Origin of the sequence: Paraclostridium bifermentans (genome assembly GCF_019916025.1) — a bacterium.
GTDB classification, from domain to species: Bacteria; Bacillota; Clostridia; order Peptostreptococcales; family Peptostreptococcaceae; genus Paraclostridium; species Paraclostridium bifermentans.
In genome coordinates this window covers 572,586-592,493 of record NZ_CP079737.1, presented here as the reverse complement: position 1 = coordinate 592,493, position 19,908 = coordinate 572,586, and the positions used below count along the sequence as shown (strand labels likewise).

Below are 19,908 nucleotides of genomic sequence, written 5' to 3'. Positions count from 1 at the left end.
TTTCTTTATAAAATATATATGCTTGTTTTACTATATTATTCTAAAATTTATATAATTTAATATTGAAAAATTTCACTTATTATATTAAACTACAATTAAATTATGAATTTATTTATTAGGAGGTTTATTATGTTTGAAAGAGTTAGGGAAATAATCGCTGATCAACTAGGTATTGATAATCTAGATAGTATCACTTTAAATACATCTTTAACTGAAGATTTGGAGGCTGATTCTTTAGATGCTGTTGAAGTTATAATGGCTTTAGAAGATGAATTTGGAATAGAAATTCCTGATGAAGCTGCTGAAAAATTTACTTGTATAGGTGATATTTGCTCTTTTATAGAAGAGCATAAATAAAAAAAAGCCGAGTTTTTAAACTCGGTTTTTTTATTTATTTTTCCTCATAAAACTTAACATTTTTTATAGTTATATCAATACTTCCATCTGGATTTTGTTTTACACTATACTTCATCGGATCTTCAAAATTACTTAGTTCTCCTCTTACATCAAATCCAGTATCAGTCTTTATACTTCTTTTCTTTAATTTTTTTTCTACCCACTGCTTATCAATACTAAAAGATTTTTCTAAACCTTTATCTTCCATATGCTCTTTGAAACTTTCTTTTAAGTCTGTATTATCAATTGTTTTTTCTACAAAGTCATTTAAATCTATTTCTTCTTTTTCTTTTAAAGTATAGTTTAATACACTTCTTACGTCTTCTGCTTGTTTTATATCATTAGCTAGTGCATTAGTTATCCATGTTTCTGCACTATTTTTAAATACCTTAGTTTTGTGTTTATCATCAACAATTTTCTCAGCATTTAAAAAATCACTTATAAATTTAGATTCTAACTCTTCCTTTTCTGCATCCTTATCTAAAAGTCTTAAGTGATATTCATCATTCATTCCAGTTAAGCCTACTATTGCACATTGCTTTTGTCTTTGTGTCTCTGGTATTCCTATTTCATTTGGAACCATTTGTATATTGAATTTATCATCTACAAACTCTATAGAATGAGTATATAATCTTTTGTAATCTAATTTTAATATACCTACATACTTTTCATCTTTCACAGTATATAAGCATATAGCTAAATCACATGACTCTAATTCTGCATTTATTTTCATTGTATCAAATAAATATGCAGCTATCTCTTTTGAATTTTCTAAAAATGTATTTTCATCATAGATTATTTGCTCACAACAATTTTTAACTATATTGTTTTCGTAATCTTTAAATATACCTTTTCTTAAATCATCATCTTTACTAACTCTTTTGATTATTTTTTGGAAAAATTTATCAACTTCTTGACTAATTTTACCCTCAAAATCATTTAATATAGGAACTTCACTATTTTTATCTAGTACATGTACTATAAACTTATGTATTATCATAATTTCACCTCTATCTTAATTTTTCTATTAACTCTTTCATATCTTGTGGAATTTCCGCTTTAAATTTTAAACTTTCTTTTGTTCTTGGCTGATTAAACTCTAGACTATAAGCGTGTAAAGCTTGTCTATTTATTAATTCTTCATCTACATATCCATATAGCTCATCTCCAATTATACCATGACCAATATGGCTCATATGAACTCTTATTTGATGAGTTCTACCTGTTTCTAGTTTAATTTCTAGTACAGTGGCATCATTTAATCTTTCTAAAACTTTATAATGAGTAACTGATTCTTGCCCTCTATCATCAATTACTCTTTTTATACTATCTTCACCAGGTCTGTATATAGGCTCATTTATAGTCCCAAAATCATCTTTTACAATTCCCTTTACAATAGTTATATATTTTTTTATTACCTTATCATCACTCATATCTTTAGATAGAGTATAATGAGCATATGCATTTTTAGCTACTATTACTAATCCTGATGTATTCATATCTAATCTGTTTACAAATCTTATTTTAACTTTTTCATTTCTCTTAATTATATAATCTGTAATTCCATTTGCAATTGTATTTATATTGTGACTCTTTGTTGGATGTACAACTATAAATGGAGGCTTATTTACCATTATTAAGTCAAAATCATCATAAATCACTTCCAAATTTAAATCTTGAGGCATAAAATTTGCCATATCTTCTTCTATTTTAACCTCTATTAGGTCACCTTTTTCTATAGTAGTACTTGGCTTTTTAAACGTACCATTTACTAAAACACTTTGGTTTCTTTTCATTTTTGATAAAGATCTTACTGAGAAATTCAACTTATCTAATAACATTTCTTTTAAAGTTGCATTTTCCTCACTTGTGTAAGATATAACATCATATCTTTGTTCTTCTTTTTTGAACAAATTTACACCTACTTTCAATTATAATAACATTATCTATTTTATACTATTTTTGCAGAATAGATAAGACTTTTTATTTATCCATTACATATTTTACTAAGTTATCAATTAATTTTTAAATTATGTTATAATACAAATGTAAAGAGGTGGGGATATGAAAAGAACGATAATAATAAACTCAAATTCATTAGATCTATCTATTAAAACAAGAGATGTACTAACTGAAAAACTAATTTGTGCTGGCTTTAATGTAAGCTATGCTTTTGATAGTGCTGCTGAGCTTATAATATCAATTGGCGGTGATGGTTCTTTTTTAAAAACTGTTCATGACTTCGATTTTCCTGAAATACCTATTTTAGGTATAAATACTGGTCATCTGGGGTTTTTTACCGATGTATATCCTAATTTTATTGATAAATTTATTGATGATTATAAAAAAGGTAACTTTATACTACAAGATATACCTCTTGTACAAGCAACTATATGTACAAAAGGAAGCTGTATAGATATGTTTGCGGTCAATGATGTTGTCATAAAAGGAGATAAATCTAGAACTATACATCTTAATTTAAATGTCAATAATAAAGATATTCAAAACTTTAGTGGAGATGGGCTATTAATTTCTACGCCAACTGGTTCAACAGCTTATAACTATGCTGCTGGTGGTAGTATAGTTGATCCTAGCTTAAAACTTATGCAGTTAACTCCTCTACACCCTATAAATACTAATGCATATAGGTGCTTTACTTCTAGTATTATATTTCCTCATGATGCATTAATTGGCATTTTGCCAGAGTATAGATTTGAAGATTCTTTATTAATAGTCGTTGATGGAGTTGAGCATAGATTCGAAAGAATAACAAGCATATCAATTACTACATCAGACGTATTTGTTAAATTAGTTAGACTCGATAACTATGAATTTTGGAGCAGAGTCTCTGAAAAATTTTTATAATATTTAGGAGGTTAATTTTATGAAAATAGGTGTAATGAGCGATACACATGGTAGCTTACTTTATTTTGAAAAAGCTTTAGATACTTTATCTGAATGTGATATTATACTTCATGCTGGAGATGTTTTATACCATGGTCCTAGAAATGATTTACCTGATGGATACAATCCTAAAGGTGTTATATCTAAAATAAATGAATTAGATAATATACTTATAGCTCGCGGGAATTGTGATGCAGATGTAGACCAAATGGTTATAAAGCACCCTATACAAGGCCCTTATGTTTTAAGTCAATTTGGAGAAGCTAGAATATTAATAAATCATGGATATGTAGATTCTAAAGAAGAAACTATAAAAAAGGCAAAATCTATGGGTGCTGATATTTTAATACTTGGTCATACTCATGTAAAAGAGCTTTTTATTGATGAAAATCTTATAGTTATAAATCCTGGAAGTACTTCTATTCCAAAAGATGGTTCTCATTCAGTTGCAATTATAGATATGCTAGAAAGTTCTCATGAATTAGATTTAGATATAAATCTAATTGATATAAACTCAAATGAAATTATAAATTTATAATAAATAAAAAATGAACCCTATACTAGTATAGAGTTCATTTTTATTTATTATTTATTATTTTACTTCAGTGTATTTTTCAGCTATCTTAACTATTAAGTTAGCTCCTTTTTCCATAGCTTGAACTGATATACATTCATTTTTACTGTGGAAGTTTAATCCTCCAGTAAATATGTTTGGACAAGGTAATCCCATGAATGATAATCTAGCTCCATCAGTTCCACCTCTTATAGGTACTATTAAAGGTGCTATTTCAGTTTCTTTCATAGCTTCTTCAACTATATCTACTACAAATTTAACTGGTTCTACTTTTTCTTTCATATTGTAGTATTGGTCATTTAAATCTAATTTTACTCTTCCTTCATACTTCTCGTTTATTTTCTCTATTGCAGATGTCATGAATGCTTTTCTTTCTTCAAACTTAGCTTTATCATGATCTCTTATTATATATATCATAGTAGTACTTTCAACATTACCATTTATATCATTTAAATGATAGAAACCTTCATATCCTTCAGTAGTTTCTGGTCTTTCGCTAGCAGGGAACATCTCAGATATTTCTGCTGCTATATGTAATGCATTTACTAATTTATTTTTTGCACTACCTGGATGTACGTTTCTACCTTGTATAGTTATAGTAGCTGCAGCTGCATTGAAGTTTTCATATTGAAGCTCTCCAAGTATACCACCATCTATAGTGTATGCATATTTTGCTCCAAATTTTTCAACGTCAAATAAATCTGCTCCTCTACCTACTTCTTCATCTGGAGTAAATCCTATTTTTATATCCCCGTGTTTTATTTCTGGATTATTTACTAAGTATTCTATTGCAGTTACGATTTCAGCTATACCAGCTTTATCATCTGCTCCTAGTAAAGTAGTACCATCTGTAACTATTATATCTTGTCCAGCTAAAGTTTTCATTTCTGGGTAATCTTTAGTAGATGTAACTACGTTTAATTCTTCATTTAAAACTATATCTTTTCCATCATAGTTTTCTATTATTCTAGGCTTTACATCTTTTCCAGTTACGTCTGGAGCTGTATCTAAGTGAGATATAAATCCTATAGTAGGAACTCCTTCTACATTTCCTTTTAATGTAGCCATTACATAGCTATTTTCATCAACATTTGCATCTTCAATCCCTAATCCTTTTAATTCTTCAACTAAATATTTAGCAAATACTCTTTGCCCTTCGCTTGATGGACAATTTGAGTTTTTTGGATCTGCAGTTGTATCAAATGCCACATATTTTAAAAATCTTTCAAGTACTTTTTCTTTCACTTTAAAGTCCCTCCATATATTCTAATTCGTTTCTTTAATCCACCCTATTGTAATTAAATGAATACGTTTTAATTATAATACTTTCTTTGAAATTTATCAAATAAAGTCTTTGTAATAAATTGTTAAATTTGTGTATAAATTCTTTATTTATAAAAAAATAAGGTGCCAAAATGACACCTTATGTAAATACTCTGATTTTCTTTATTCTATTTTTATCTAGACTCTCTATACAAAGTTTAACACCATCGACTTCGATAACTTCATGTTCCTCTGGAAGTCTTTTTAAATGACCAATTATAAATCCACCAATAGAATCAAATTCTTCCGATTCTAAATTTGTTCCTATAAGTTCATTTACCTCTGATATTTTTTTACTACCATCTATTATATATTCATCTTCTTTTATAACTTCAATATCCGATTCATCTTCGTCATATTCATCTTCTATTTCACCAACAATTTCTTCAACTAAGTCTTCTATTGTTATAAGTCCTGCAGTCCCACCATACTCATCTACAACTATGGCCATTTGACTCTTATCTTTTTTCATTTCTTCAAGTAACTCTGTTATCTTTTTAAACTCGTAAGTAAAAAATGCCTCTCTGACATAATTTCTTATATCAAAATTAGCTATTTCCTCTTCCTCTAAAAATATAATATCTTTTATATTAACTATTCCAATTATATCATCTGCTGACTCTTCATATACAGGCATTCTACTAAATTGTTCTTCTTTAAATAAGCTTATTATCTCTTTATATCCATCGTCTGCATCTATACATACCATGTCAAGTCTTTGAACCATAGCTTCCTTAGCCTGCATATCTCCAAATTGAAATACATTATTTATTATTTGTCTCTCTTCTATTTCTAAAACGCCTTCTTCTTGACTCACATTAACCATAGTTCTTAATTCTTCTTCTGTTATGTATGGTTGCCCTGATTTAGACTTAATTCCAAATATTTTAAATATAATATTTGTAATTATGTTAAATACCCATACTACTGGCGTTAAAATTAATATGATTACCTTTATAGGTTTTGAAACTAATATAGCTATTTTTTCTGAGTTATTAGCTGCTATTGTCTTTGGTGTTATTTCTCCAAAGATTAAAACTAATATAGTCATTAAAGCAGTTGCTACTGCAACCCCTTGTGTCCCCAGTATACTTATAAATAATGATGTTGATATAGATGTTGCCGCTATATTAACAACATTGTTCCCTACTAATATTGAGCTTAAAAGTTTACCTGAATCTTCAGTTAATTTCCCAACTAATTTAGCTCCCTTTACTCCTTCTTCTTGCATATGTCTAACTCTAATTCTACTAAGGGACATCAAAGCTGTCTCTGATGCTGAGAAGAAACCTGATCCTATTAGTAAAATTACTAGCATCACTATTTGAATAATAGTATTACCACCGGTCGAATCCAATCTTTACCACACTCCTAAATTTATACTTTTTATTTATTACAATAATTATATCATAGTATTTTAAAATTTGGAAATTTCACCTGGAAAAACTTGCATAAAGAATAAGCTTATTTATCAATATAAATAATAGCCTTCACTTATATATATTGTTCATTAAATTAAAAAATATCATATATCTTATATTTTTTTTATATATCCATATAATATTTCTAAATACATATTTAGGAGGTAGTTATGAAAGATTTATTAGATAAAGGTGCAGTCCTTCAAAGAGATAAAAAAACTTATGCAATTGCTCCTCATGTTCCTGCTGGTTTGATAACTTCTGATCAACTTAGAAAGCTTGCCGATGTTGCCGATAAGTATAATGCTCAAGCTATAAAAATAACAGCTGCTCAACGTATAGCTCTAGTTGGACTTGAAGAGAATGATATTGACTCTGCATGGCAAGATTTAGGTATGAAACCTGGAGCTGCTATAGGCTTGTGTGTACGAAGTATTAAAACATGTCCTGGAACATCTTTTTGTAAAAGAGGTTTTAAAGACTCTGTAAGTATAGGTCTAAAATTAGATGATAGATATCACGGAATGAATTTACCAAACAAGTTAAAAATAGGTGTGAGTGGATGTCCTAATAGTTGTGCCGACAATCATACTAGAGATATTGGATTAATGGGTACTCCAAAAGGCTGGACTGTTTTCGTAGGTGGCAAAGGTGGTACAATTCCTAGACTAGGAGATAGACTTGTCATGGGTATACCTGATGAAAAAGTTTTAGATTTAGTAGATGATATAGTTAACTTGTATTCAGACAATGCAAATAACAAAGAACGTTTAGGAGCATATATAGATAGAGTTGGATTTGAAGAATTTGCTGCAAACTTTGATTTAGCTAAATATAAAAACTAAATAATAAGAAATTTATTAATTTATGTTGAAAATAGTAACAAATATTCTTTTTATGAATATATTAAAATTAAGAAAGGAAGTTAATAGCCTTTCTTAATAAAAAAAAACTTAATAACTATGAATAATAATCAAATGGTTGTTAATAATTAAAATATGATCGGAAAATAAATAATTTTTATCCCCCCATTATCACCTATACCCCCCTTGTATAGGTGATTTTTTTATTTTTTCCTGTATATAAATCTTAAATTTGTAAATAATTATAGTATACGAAAAATATAATTTTATATCTCTCCCCTAATAAAAAAGTGCGATGGTTTTATAAAACCATCGCACCTTTTTTATTAATCAAACTTATATAAAACTTCTTCCTCAGTTCCAAATAAGTATATATATGCTTCTTTAACTTTCTTGCCTGTTAATGTACTCAACGCCCTACTGTATATTTCAAGCTGTTTAGTATATTTTTCTGTAATAGTATCTTTATTTTCTTCATTTACAAAGTCAGTTTTATAATCTACTATAACAAGTTCTTCATTTTCTTCAAAGTAAGCATCTATTATTCCTCTTACCATAAGTTTATCTTCATTTTCTATAATTTCTACTCTATCATCATTTTTGAATATATCACTCATATTTATTTGTAAATAGAAAGCTTGTTCTCTTTTTAAGTAATAAGAATTTAACATTCTCTTTCCTAAATTAGATTTAAAAAACTTTAATACTTTATATGGATTTATAGTATCTGCCTGAGTTTGTGTTAATACTTTCTTTTTTACAGCTAAATTAATTTCTTCATTAATTTCATTTAAATTGCTTACTTTAGTTAAATCAACAATCTGCATGAATAAATGCATTATAGTACCTTTTTGAGCTCCAGTTAATTTATTTTTACTTACATCTTCTTGTATAAATAATGGAGCTTTTATTTCAGTTTGCTTTTCAATTAATTCTTGAGCACTATAATCAATCTCTGCTTTATTTTCTAATCGTTTTATTTCAGTAACAGATATAGTTCCTGCCCTATTAACAGATTCCATGAATGGATATTTATAATCTAGCTTATATTTAATATCTTCATAGAATTCACTTTCATTTTCGCTCATATCTAAATTAGATAAAATTGTATCTATGCTTTCCTCTTCATCATTAGAAGTCTTTTCTATTAATATATCCGATCTTTCCCATATTCTAGTTTCCCAATTTGATTCATGATTATTTAAGTAATTAGCATCTAATTCAATTATACTGCGTAGTTCATCTAAATCTTTATGCTTTATAACTGCAGGCATTATCCAATCTAAAAAGTTCTTTCCTTTTAAAATTTGATATTCTGAAACAGGTCCCTCATTATCTAGATCTTCAGACCATTTTTTTATGCTGCTCTCTATATCTCTTACAGAACCTGTTATGATTAACTTCTCTTTAGGTCTTGTAAATGCAACATATAAAACTCTCATTTCTTCTGATAAGTTTTCCATGTTTATAGTTGTTTTTAATGCTTCTTTAGCTATACTAGGATATGATATTCTTCTCTCATAATCTACTAGCTGAGGCCCAAACCCTAACCTATGGTGATATAGAATGTCTTTTCTAAAATCTTGAGTATTGAAATTTTTACCCATTCCTGCACATATAACTATAGGAAACTCTAGCCCTTTACTTTTATGTATACTCATGATTCTTACTACATTTGCATTTTCTCCTAATGTTTTAGCACTTCCCATATCAGAGTTCGATCTCTTTAATTTCTTTACAAAGTTTATAAAATTGAAAATCCCTTTAAAGCTTGTTGATTCAAATTGCTTAGCTCTTTCAAATAATACCTTTAAATTAGCTTGTCTTTGTGTTCCTGCTGGTAGTGCTCCTACATATGCATAATAACCAGTTTCTATGTATATGTACCATAAAAATTCATCGGTACTCATATAAAGTGATTTATTTTTAAAATTTTCTAATCTATCTAAGAAATATTTTATTTTTTCACCTAAATCTCCATCTTTACTACCTGCTATTTGTAAAGCTTCATAAAAACTTTTCTGTCTATCTTCTATTCTTATATCAATTAGCTCTTCTGGTGTAAACCCAAACATAGGCGACTTCAATACTGCAATTAAAGGAATATCTTGCATTGGATTATCAATTATTTGAAGTAATGCTAGTATTGTTTTTATCTCTATAGTATCAAAATATCCAATACCTGTATCTGCATATGTAGGTATATCCATATTCATTAGCTCTTCAACAAATACAGGTGCCCAACTAGATGTTGCTCTCAAGAGTATTACTATATCTTTAAATTCTACATTTCTATATCCATCAATTTTTTTATCATAAACTTTTGTTACCTTCCCATCTTCATTGGGTTTCATTAAGTTTTTGATTATATTTCCTAACATTCTAGCTTCTAATTGTATGTTATCTATTTCTTCTTGTTCTTCCTCATTCTCCTCAGGTTCATCTGATTCATTTTTAGCTTTAATATTTTTTTGTATTAAATGTATTTGGGCAGGTCCTCCCACTAACACATTTTCTTCTTCACACTCTTTAAAGCTTGCGCCTAGATTTAATCTTTCTTTTTCACTATATTCGATTTCACCTATATTTTTACTCATTATATTTTCAAAAATATAGTTCGCACAATCTACAACTTCTTTCCTACTTCTAAAGTTCTTATATAGCATTATCTTTCTATTTTTAGTACCTTCTTCTGTATCGTAAGTTGCATATTTTTCTAAAAATATTTCTGGTTTTGCTTGTCTAAATCTGTATATACTTTGTTTTACATCTCCAACCATAAATCGATTTGGATTTTCAATACTAGCGATAGTACTTAATAAAACTTCTTGAACCAAATTACTATCTTGATATTCATCTATAAATATCTCTGAGAATTTTTCTACATATATCTTAGCTACATCTGATGGTATTATATTTCCATCTTCATCTTCATCTGTTAATATAGCTAATGCAAAATGCTCTATATCATTAAAATCTATAATTCCTTTTTCTCTTTTCTTTTCTTGATACTTTTCTTCAAACGCTATTATAAGGTTTGAAATAGAAGTTACAACTGGATATAAATACTTTATTTCATGACAAATCTGTTCATTACTTTTATAAAAAGTTGATCCTATTATGCTCTCTAATGATTTTTTATTTTTATCTCTTATAGATTTAGCATTTTCTCTTGCTTTTTTTATGTAGTCAGGCGTATCTTTTCCTAATCTTTTAACTCCTTTTGCGAAGTTTTCAAATTGCATATTGCTCATAAAGTAATATGTCTTATCCCAGCCTTCATTACAAGCACTTAATATATTTAATATTTGAGAATACTCTATATTTAATTTTTCCTTATAAGTTTCTAATTCCTCAATTCCATCTACGTATTCAATCGCACTTTTCATACTAGATGCTATTCCATCTATCTCTATTTTTACATTACTTAATATTGATTCTGACCATATTGAATTTGAAAAATCAAAATCATCATTTATATTAAATAATTCAGCTGAATCTTCTAACCATTTTTTAGGGTATGGTGATGCCATTGAGAAGTTATATATAGATAATATTATATCTTGTAAATCTTTATCTCCTCTTTTTTCTGCATAACTTTCCACTAAATTTAAAAATCCCTTATCTCTTGATTCATAGTATTGTTCAAAAATTTCTTCTATACATTCTTGCTTTAAAAGAGAACATTCTGTTTGATCTCCTATTCTAAAGTTAGGATCTATATTTATTTTATGAAAATTTGATTTTATTACATCTAAACAGAATGAATGTATAGTTGTAATGCTTGCTCTATTTAATAAAACTAATTGATTTTGTAAATGGCTATTTTCAGGATTTTTATCTAATGCCTTAGCTATGGCATCTCCTATACGCTCTCTCATTTCTGAAGCAGCTGCATTTGTAAATGTAACTACTAATAATTTATCTATATCTACTGGCTTTTTAGTATCTGTTATTATCTGTATAATACGTTCAACTAGTACTGCTGTTTTCCCTGAACCTGCAGCAGCTGCTACTAGAAGATTACAATTTCTGCTATCTATTACAGCTTGTTGTTCGTCTGTCCACTTAGGAGAACTCATTATTCAACCTCTCCTCTCATTTTATTAATTATTTCATCTTGGCTTTTTTTGTTTATAATTCTATAACTATTGTCTTTAAATGTACTATCAAATAAACATATAGTTGCAAAACTGCAAAAATCACAAGATGTTGATTCTTTAGTCTTATATGGAGCTATTCCAATATGTCCTTCAAGCATATTTTTGCTTAACTCTTTGATTGTATGTTTTACATATTTTCTAAGTATTGAAAACTCTTCTTCATTTACACCTGATGTGTTTTTTGAAATAGTTCCATCTTTGTTTATAGAAGCTGGTATAACTAATGATGTTGCTTTTTCTCCTTCAGGTAATGTATTGTCCATCTTTCTAATTATATTGCTATCCTTTAATACAAGACCTTTCATTTTAAGCTTCTTCAGTATTTCTTCTCTTATACTATCATCTTCTTTATCTTCATTAGATTTAATAATAGGATCATCTATTTTAAAATAAAGTATAGCAGCAGGATTTATATCTCCATCATTATATTTAGCACTTTCTAATATTGCATCTAGATAAACTAGTAACTGTAGCTGTAATCCATGATATACATCTGTAAGACTCATATCTTTGTTTCCAGATTTATAGTCTACAATTCTTATATATTTTTCTTGCCCATCTTCAAACATGTCTACTCTATCTATTTGCCCTATTAAGTTTATCTCTTCTCCATTTTCTAAAACAATTTTAATAGGTGGATATTTACCCTTTCCTCCAAACTCTACTTCATAGTCTGCAGGATCAAATGATCCTTTTTTAATTTGATTGCTTATAATAGATATAGCTGAAACAAGCATATTTCTTAACCTATATGCCAAGTACTTATATCTTGCTGAACTCTGTAATATATATCCCGGTATCTTAGCTATTAAATCATCCACTATTATAGTTACTTTTTCTACTATATATTCATCTGTTATCTCTCTCCAGTCTAAATTATCTTTAGATAACTGTTTTGAAAACTTATCTAATATATTGTGTACAAATGTTCCAAAATCAGGAGGAGTAAACTCAAATTCTTTTCTTTCTTTTGCTTTCAACCCATATTGTATAAAATAAGCAAATGGACATTGAGCATATTTTTCTAGCCTAGAAACACTGAATATTTTATTGTCATATAATGCTCTTATTTTTTCACTTTCTATCTGCTTAACTTGATTTGTATAATTTAAACCTTCTATTATATTTTTTGCTCTAATGTAATAGTCATCATTTTGTATGAAATATTTATATGCATCTAGCCACACAGAATCTATATATTTTTCTTCTTCAAATTCTTTTATAGATTTTATAAGTTCATTAAATACAGGTGCTTTAGTAGTTATATTTTCTACTATTTCTTCACTTGAACAATATTTTACATCACTTAAATAGCTTGTATTTTTTATATTTGGAAATATCTTTTTAAGTCTAGACACTATTATCGATGGTCTTAATGTTTTTCCTTCATGATCAGCAATTGGGTATGTAACTGTTAATGAACATTTAGTTGATGTTAAAGCTCTATAAACTAAAAATTGTTCTTCAAATGTTTTAGTTTTACTGTCAATATCAACTTCTACTCCATTATCCCCTAAATTTTTTCTATCACTGTCATTTAATATTCCATCATCTTTTGATATTAGTGGAAAAATTCCATCTGTAGTTCCCATTAAATATAAATGCTTTGTATTTGGGTTTTTCATTCTGTCTACACTACTTACTAAAACCTGGTCTAGACTTGGGGGTACTGTTGCTAATTCATACTCATCAAAACCAATACTTATTACTTTTATGAATTTATCTAAATTTATCGTATCCTCTCCCATAATCTCTACTATTTGGTCTAGTATATCAACAACAATCTCCCAAACCTGAGCATACTGATTAGCTAGATCTATTTCATTATTTTCTTTAAATTTATCAATCATTATTTGTATAGTGTTAGGTATATTTATATCTAATAAAAATTCATATATATATTTGCATATATCTTTTGCTTTATTTTTCCCTTTAAGTTTTTCTTGTAATTTAATTATAGGTTTTATTATTAAATCTTTAATCTCATTAACTCTGTTTATTATATCTATTTCATAGTCATTCTCATCTTCATTTAATTTATGATATACTCTATAGTTCCACTTTTCTTCAAACCATCTTTTCCCTTTTATTCCATTTGCCAAAACATAATTTTCTATTAGGCTAATATCTTCTATACTTATTCCTAAAAGACCACTTTTTAAATATCTAAACATAGTTTCATAGTTATATCTCCTATTTTGCATTTCTAATGCTGCTATTATCAAAACTATAATAGGATTACTTTTAGCTTCTTTTTTACTATCTATAAAATTAGGTATTTCATATTCATTAAATATAGATTGAACTAAAAAATCATATCTATTTAAATCTCTAGTTACTACCGTTATATCTCTATATCTTGCTTTTTTATCTCTAACTAAAAATACTATTTCTTTAGCTATTTGCTCTACTTCTGAGTATAAGTTACTAAACTCTTTTATAGCTATACTTTCTGTTTCCTCTTCATATATTTTATAAGGATATGAATAGTAATTTCTTTCAAGATGTTCTAATTCTTTGTTTCCTTCAAATCTTTTTATTTTACTTGCATTTAAACTTATTTCAGGCTTAATTCTAACTCCTGATTCTAAACATAATTTTTTTAATTTCTCTTCTGTAAATTTAGTACGAGAAAAAACATCTGTCTTATTGTAAGTCTTAACTAAGTTGTTATCTAATGTCAAAGTTACATTTACTTCTGCGGCTTTATGTAGCAAACTCTTTATTACTCTATATTGATTTGGAGTAAAACCTGTAAATTCATCAATGTAAATTATTGCATTGTCAAAGTAATTACAACTTTCTATCTTGTCCGCTAACGATGCTAATAAATCTTGTGAATCTATATAATTTTCATGTAGTATGTTTTCATAATTAGCATATATCTTACTTATATCCTGAAGTTTTAGTTTAAGTGTTTCACTTTGTACTTCTCCAGCTATATTTTCTAAAGATTCATGAGAAATACTATATTGCTTAAGTTCTGATATCATATCAGCTATGGTACCTATAAATCCAGGTTGAGATGCTGCCTTTGAAAATATTTCAAGGTCTTCACTAACCCCTTCTAACGCTTTATAAATCATCATAGATCTACCACTAGCATTTATATTTATATCTGTTAATCCTCCAACCTGAGAAAATACTATGTTACTTAATGTTTTAAAACTAAGTACTCTAGCTCTAAGGTATGGATCTTTTTTTAAATAATTACTTAGTCTTTTTTCACTTTCAAATGTATATTGTTCTGGAACTAGCAGTATTATAGGAGATGTTCCATCATCAAGCACTTGCTTAGAAATTTCTTCTAAACAATATGTTGTTTTCCCACTCCCGCCTCTTCCAAATATAAATCTAAGGCTCATATATTTCTTCCTCCAATGTGCTATAGTTTACAGCTTCATTATTGCATAATTTATTAAACTCACAAAACTTGCAATGTTTAATATTTTTTATATTTTTTTCTTCATCGTAATTTGTATTTAATATATTTCCTATGTAGTTTTCTAATTGTTTTTTATTTATTTTATGTTTTTCATTACTATATGTAATTGTTATAGGCTCATTATAATGCTCTGGTTGATAATAACTTAATTTTATATTTTCATAATCTATATCTAAATTATATATTTTACCAATAGTTTCACTTGCTAAAAATAAGTAAACTAAAGTTTGAATTCTATTTTCTACATCTTTATATTCTATCTTTCTATTTTCTGTTTTCCAATCCCAGATACTTATACTATCCTTATCTACTACAACTAAATCAAATTTAGCCTGTATTTTAAAATTATTCAAACTATATCTAACCTCATACTCTGGAAGATATAACTTATCATCTTTTATAGGTATCAATCTTTTAATTTTTTCTAACCATATATTGAATTCTTCATTATTTAAAAATTCTATTCCAGTTGGTATATTACTAAAATACCTCTCACATATTAAATGGAAATCTGAACCCAATTTAAGATTTTCATAGTAATCTCTGCTTCCTTCATCATCTTGTTTCCAATTTAATTTATCTACATATTTAAATTTAAATTTTAATGGGCAACTTCTATAAGTATTTATAGAGTTTTGACTAAATAAGAAATTCTCTAATTTTTTATTCAACAATATCACCTCTCTTAACTTTTATAAATCTACCTAAACTATTAAAATAAAAAGATGGTTTTTGTTGTTGCTTTTTATTTGTTGTATTATCTTTATAACTATGTCCTGATAACATCAACATTTCTTTTGCCCTTGTTATCCCCACATATAATAATCTTATTTTTTCATTTATTATATCTATTTTATGCTTGTACATAAAATCCTTAGGGGCATCACCAGTTACTATTGACTCAACCTCAGATTTTGCTATAGCTACTGGATTTTTATATTTATCTTTTAAATACCATAATTCTCCTTGGAATTTTTGTTTTATATCTGCTGGAAATTTAAATTCTGTTAAATCAAGTAAAAATACAACATCCCATTCCATACCCTTTGACTTATGGTATGTACAAACAGTAATTCCTCCTGGCTTAGGTTCATATCCATTTATTTCATATATTATTTCGCTTATGTAATTAAATACTCTATTTCTATCATCTAAAAGTATTTTTGATATATCGTATAAGCTTGTATTTGGATTATCAAGTATTAGGTATCTAACATAAAATGCTATATATTCTACCATAGCCTTTTCTTCATCTGATATTTCTATATTTTCGCCAATTATCAATATTAGTTCATCTACTTTTATAGATTCATACTCTATTATATTTTTTAAACATTCTATCCCTTTTTTAAAGGTTAAATATATTTCATCTCTATTATCTATAACAATATCTTCTATAACTGTTTCTGTGTCATATATTATATCTTCACTTTCATATTTTTTTAATTTACATAAAAACTCATCTTTACCTATTTTATTATCAGAATTTATATACACCTTTTCTAAAACATTAATTAATTTTTCTGTACTATCACACTGAGATAAAAAATCAATTATATAACCTATGTTATTTATTATCTTCCTTTTATGTGATGAGTTTGGTCCTAGTTCATCAAACTCTAAGTTATGAGCTTCCAAAACTTGAGCTACTTCCCTTACTTGATTATTGAATGGAACCAATATACCTATACTCTTATCTGGCGTATTAGCTTTTATATACTCTACAAACTTTACAGTTTGTACTATTTCTTTTTCCCATGTTTCATACCATTTTGCATTCAGTAAATATTTATCGGGTTTAGGATTTTCTTTATATCCCTTACCATCTGGAACTGTTTTTATTTCCATATCTTCTAGCGCACTTTTACACTCTTCTAAATAAAATTCTTTTGTAATTAATTTTACTAGTCTATTTGATAATTCGATAATGTCTTTAGAACTTCTGTTAGACATATCCATTTTGTAACAACTATCAGCTTCTTCCATAAACTGCTTAAAAAACATTGGATCTGATGATGAGAATGTTCCATTTATACTTTGGTTTACATCTCCAACACGAACTAAATTATTATTATCTTCGGATAATAGCTTTATTATTTTTCCTTGAAGTTCATTTGAATCCTGGCATTCATCTTCAAATATATATGAATATCGCTTTTGAAATTTAATTTTTAAATCTTCATCACTGATAAGTGCTTTATATGCTAATATTAAAATATCATCATAATCTAATAATCCATTATTTTTCAACTTTCTTTCATAGTCTTTGTATATAGGTAAAATACATTTTAATATTCCTTTGTGTCCATTTAAAATTATATTTTCTAGTTTTTCTGGTGAAATATCCTTGTATTTTAACTCACTTATAGAGTTTGTAACTAAATCAAAAAAACCTTGATTCCATGACTCTAAACATCTATTTCTCCATTCTTCATCTCTTTGCTCTTTAACAAAAAAATTAAAAGCTTTTTCTCCTCCATTATTTTTGAAGTTATTTATACTCTCATTTAATATAATACTTTTCTTTAAGTCGTCCACTATGCTAAATTCATCACTTAACATTACAATCTCGGGCTTTTCTTTTATTATCTTTACTGCCAAACTATGAATAGTCATTACTTCATATGAATTTTTATCATCTATACCCTTTTCATCTAATAATTTTGCTATTCTACCTTTAAAATTATTAACTGCACTATTCATATAAGTAAGTATTAGTATTTTCCCTGGTCTATGCTTGCCTTGACTTATTAATTTCGCAACTAAATTTGTAACTATAAAAGTTTTTCCAGCTCCTGGTACTGCTGGTACCGCCATAGTTCCACCTTCATAATTTATTATAGGCGTTTGATCTTCTCTATAATTTATTTCCATTAAAATCACCTTTATCTATTAACTTTAAAATCAATCCATACAAACTTCCTTCTTGTATGTACCCATTTACTGTATATTCACTTTTATATGCATATACTTTTTCAGTATTTAAAAGAAGATTATATATTGTATTTTTTAAATAATACTCTTTATAAAATTCTTCAATATCTTCAGTATATATGTTTCCTTCAATAAAAGATTTTTTTAAAACATGTACATTACTTATTTCTTTTTCAGATTTCATGCTCCACATGTTACTGCCTATATCCAACCAAATTTGCATATCATTTTTCATATTATGGGATATGTAAGTATATGGAGTAGTCAATACAACTAAGTCTTCATCTTTAAAATCTTCTAATTCTAATAAAGTATAATAATCTTTTATGCTTGATTTTAGTGCCTCTATAAATATTTTTTCCTTTGATTTATTATTATTTATTCCTAATAAAGATATATTCTCTGTAAAATTCTCACTTTCTTGAATTATCTTTTTACAAATCTTCACATTTTCTTTTCCTTTTGGAAGTTCTAATAATTTATCAATATAAAATTTAATTAAAAATTCATAAATATTTACATCATCTGACTTCTTACTTCTTATGTAATTTATTATTTCATTGTATTTATCTGACTCTAATTTTTTACTTAATACTTTTTTAGCTCTAATTTTGTTCGTATTTAATAAAAGGCTTATAAAGTTAATATAATCTTCATTATTTAAAAGTTCTTCACATTCATAAAATATACATGAAGCCACCATTAGTGCATGTGCATAAGGATAATCAACTATTCTTTTATCTTGCTTTGTACTATAAAATCCTATGTTATTTTTTAATAATATATTTTTTATTTCATACTCCGTAATAGTATTGTTTATTGGTGAAATAATAGCTATATCCTTTGCTCTATAACCCTTGTTAATTAATTCTACAACTTTATTACTGACCTCAATTAACATCTGACTATACAGTTGTATATTTTGATTTAATTCGATGTCTTTATTTAATTTAAATAATTCACTTATATTAACTTCACTTGCTTCGCTATTTTTAATAAACTTACATTTATCAAATAATTTGTCTTTAATATATTTCATATCTACATTATTAAATGCAGCATAGTCTTTCGTCTGATTTATATACATATATGATTCTTTTACACTGTCTAACAATGTATCTATAAAATCAACTTCACTTGCTGTACAGTTTTCCAAACTATCTACTATTAAATAATTCACTCTTCTTCTCAAGTTATTTACATATTCCTCATCTTTTAATAAAAATTCATTATACAAATAAATTGCTATTGAATTATCCATAGTTGAGTTTTTTACTAATAAATCTAGGTACTCATTTATTATTTCTTGCATTTGACTGTATGAAAATCTATCCAGCTTACTTTGGTTATGTTTAGAGTAATAAATTCTATTACCTATATCATTTAAATCTATTAAACTTTGACATCCCTTATTTATATTAAAGCTAATACTACTTGCAATATTTCTGTTAGATGCAGTTATATCGTTAAAAAATCCCTCTACAGTCCTTTTTTCTTTAACTATTTTATTTAAAATATAATCGGTCAAACTACTATTTATAATAGATGGTTTTACTTTATGACTGATTATATTATTATATTTTTGCTGTATAATTGGCCAAAACTTCACTACTTCTTTTATTAAAAATGAGTTGTATGTTGAAATATTTATTTCTTCACTTACCTTTAAGTTTATTAACTTGTTATATTTAAATTTAATTTTGTTGTTTGGTACTAATAATAAAATATTATTTGTTTTATATGACTCTTTATTTGCAAACTCTATATATTTATCCTTAATATCATTAATTTTTCTATCATTTAAAATATCATTTACTATAATATTCATAAACTATCCCTTCCTTTATAAAGTAATTATACCATATAAAAGAACATGCTTTCGGCT

General features: G+C 26.9%; 13 protein-coding genes. 4 read left to right on the top strand and 9 right to left on the bottom strand.

The annotated features are described in order from the left end of the window. Positions 1-129: 129 nt before the first annotated feature. Complete coding sequence (gene acpP / locus KXZ80_RS02900) at positions 130-357, top strand: acyl carrier protein (protein ID WP_021432008.1); 228 nt, start codon at positions 130-132, stop codon at positions 355-357. 34 nt (positions 358-391) lie between these two features. Here acpP and KXZ80_RS02895 read toward each other — a convergent pair whose 3' ends face one another. After that, the gene (locus KXZ80_RS02895) at positions 392-1,396 is read right to left on the bottom strand and encodes a nucleoid-associated protein (protein ID WP_021432007.1); all 1,005 of its coding nucleotides are present in this window, start codon (positions 1,394-1,396) and stop codon (positions 392-394) included. Positions 1,397-1,406: 10 nt separating this feature from the next. After that, positions 1,407-2,309 (bottom strand): RluA family pseudouridine synthase, encoded by a 903-nt coding sequence (locus tag KXZ80_RS02890; protein WP_021432006.1) that lies wholly within the window; start codon positions 2,307-2,309, stop codon positions 1,407-1,409. A 151-nt stretch (positions 2,310-2,460) separates the two neighbouring features. On the opposite strand from KXZ80_RS02890, the gene KXZ80_RS02885 reads away from it, so the two are divergent. Together KXZ80_RS02885 and yfcE are read left to right on the top strand one after the other, a co-directional pair. Next, positions 2,461-3,261, top strand: a complete 801-nt coding sequence (locus KXZ80_RS02885; protein WP_021432005.1) for an NAD(+)/NADH kinase — start codon at positions 2,461-2,463, stop codon at positions 3,259-3,261. A gap of 19 nt (positions 3,262-3,280) precedes the next feature. After that, positions 3,281-3,838, top strand: coding sequence for a phosphodiesterase (yfcE, locus tag KXZ80_RS02880; protein WP_021428624.1), 558 nt, complete (start codon positions 3,281-3,283; stop codon positions 3,836-3,838). A gap of 54 nt (positions 3,839-3,892) precedes the next feature. Here yfcE and pepT read toward each other — a convergent pair whose 3' ends face one another. Then, positions 3,893-5,119, bottom strand: coding sequence for a peptidase T (gene pepT / locus KXZ80_RS02875; protein WP_021432004.1), 1,227 nt, complete (start codon positions 5,117-5,119; stop codon positions 3,893-3,895). A 178-nt stretch (positions 5,120-5,297) separates the two neighbouring features. After that, positions 5,298-6,515, bottom strand: a complete 1,218-nt coding sequence (locus KXZ80_RS02870) for an HlyC/CorC family transporter (protein WP_038285384.1) — start codon at positions 6,513-6,515, stop codon at positions 5,298-5,300. Positions 6,516-6,788: 273 nt separating this feature from the next. On the opposite strand from KXZ80_RS02870, the gene KXZ80_RS02865 reads away from it, so the two are divergent. After that, complete coding sequence (locus tag KXZ80_RS02865) at positions 6,789-7,463, top strand: nitrite/sulfite reductase domain-containing protein (RefSeq protein WP_021432002.1); 675 nt, start codon at positions 6,789-6,791, stop codon at positions 7,461-7,463. A gap of 344 nt (positions 7,464-7,807) precedes the next feature. Here KXZ80_RS02865 and addA read toward each other — a convergent pair whose 3' ends face one another. Genes addA through KXZ80_RS02840 form a run of 5 tightly spaced genes read right to left on the bottom strand, consistent with a single transcriptional unit; the run spans position 7,808 to position 19,851 of the window. Then, positions 7,808-11,563: a helicase-exonuclease AddAB subunit AddA gene (gene addA / locus KXZ80_RS02860; RefSeq protein ID WP_021432001.1), complete on the bottom strand. Its 3,756-nt coding sequence runs from the start codon at positions 11,561-11,563 to the stop codon at positions 7,808-7,810. Beyond that, the gene (gene addB / locus KXZ80_RS02855) at positions 11,563-15,009 is read right to left on the bottom strand and encodes a helicase-exonuclease AddAB subunit AddB (RefSeq protein ID WP_021432000.1); all 3,447 of its coding nucleotides are present in this window, start codon (positions 15,007-15,009) and stop codon (positions 11,563-11,565) included. Before addB ends, addA begins: the two co-directional genes overlap by 1 nt. Continuing rightward, on the bottom strand, positions 14,999-15,760 hold the full coding sequence (locus tag KXZ80_RS02850) for a PD-(D/E)XK nuclease family protein (RefSeq protein WP_021431999.1): 762 nt from the start codon (positions 15,758-15,760) through the stop codon (positions 14,999-15,001). The genes addB and KXZ80_RS02850 overlap by 11 nt, the downstream gene beginning before the upstream one ends. Further along, on the bottom strand, positions 15,753-17,963 hold the full coding sequence (locus tag KXZ80_RS02845; RefSeq protein WP_021431998.1) for an ATP-dependent helicase: 2,211 nt from the start codon (positions 17,961-17,963) through the stop codon (positions 15,753-15,755). The genes KXZ80_RS02850 and KXZ80_RS02845 overlap by 8 nt, the downstream gene beginning before the upstream one ends. Further along, a complete protein-coding gene (locus tag KXZ80_RS02840; RefSeq protein ID WP_021431997.1) occupies positions 17,947-19,851 on the bottom strand; it encodes a hypothetical protein in 1,905 nt (634 codons plus the stop codon). Before KXZ80_RS02840 ends, KXZ80_RS02845 begins: the two co-directional genes overlap by 17 nt. Positions 19,852-19,908: the final 57 nt, after the last annotated feature.

Coding starts and splice junctions, on each gene's coding strand:
- acpP (WP_021432008.1), top strand. CDS start 130: ATGTTTGAAAGAGTTAGGGAAATAATCGCTGATCAACTAGGTATTGAT.
- KXZ80_RS02895 (WP_021432007.1), bottom strand. CDS start 1,396: ATGATAATACATAAGTTTATAGTACATGTACTAGATAAAAATAGTGAA.
- KXZ80_RS02885 (WP_021432005.1), top strand. CDS start 2,461: ATGAAAAGAACGATAATAATAAACTCAAATTCATTAGATCTATCTATT.
- yfcE (WP_021428624.1), top strand. CDS start 3,281: ATGAAAATAGGTGTAATGAGCGATACACATGGTAGCTTACTTTATTTT.
- KXZ80_RS02870 (WP_038285384.1), bottom strand. CDS start 6,515: ATGCTAGTAATTTTACTAATAGGATCAGGTTTCTTCTCAGCATCAGAG.
- KXZ80_RS02865 (WP_021432002.1), top strand. CDS start 6,789: ATGAAAGATTTATTAGATAAAGGTGCAGTCCTTCAAAGAGATAAAAAA.
- addA (WP_021432001.1), bottom strand. CDS start 11,563: ATGAGTTCTCCTAAGTGGACAGACGAACAACAAGCTGTAATAGATAGC.
- addB (WP_021432000.1), bottom strand. CDS start 15,009: ATGAGCCTTAGATTTATATTTGGAAGAGGCGGGAGTGGGAAAACAACA.
- KXZ80_RS02845 (WP_021431998.1), bottom strand. CDS start 17,963: ATGGAAATAAATTATAGAGAAGATCAAACGCCTATAATAAATTATGAA.
- KXZ80_RS02840 (WP_021431997.1), bottom strand. CDS start 19,851: ATGAATATTATAGTAAATGATATTTTAAATGATAGAAAAATTAATGAT.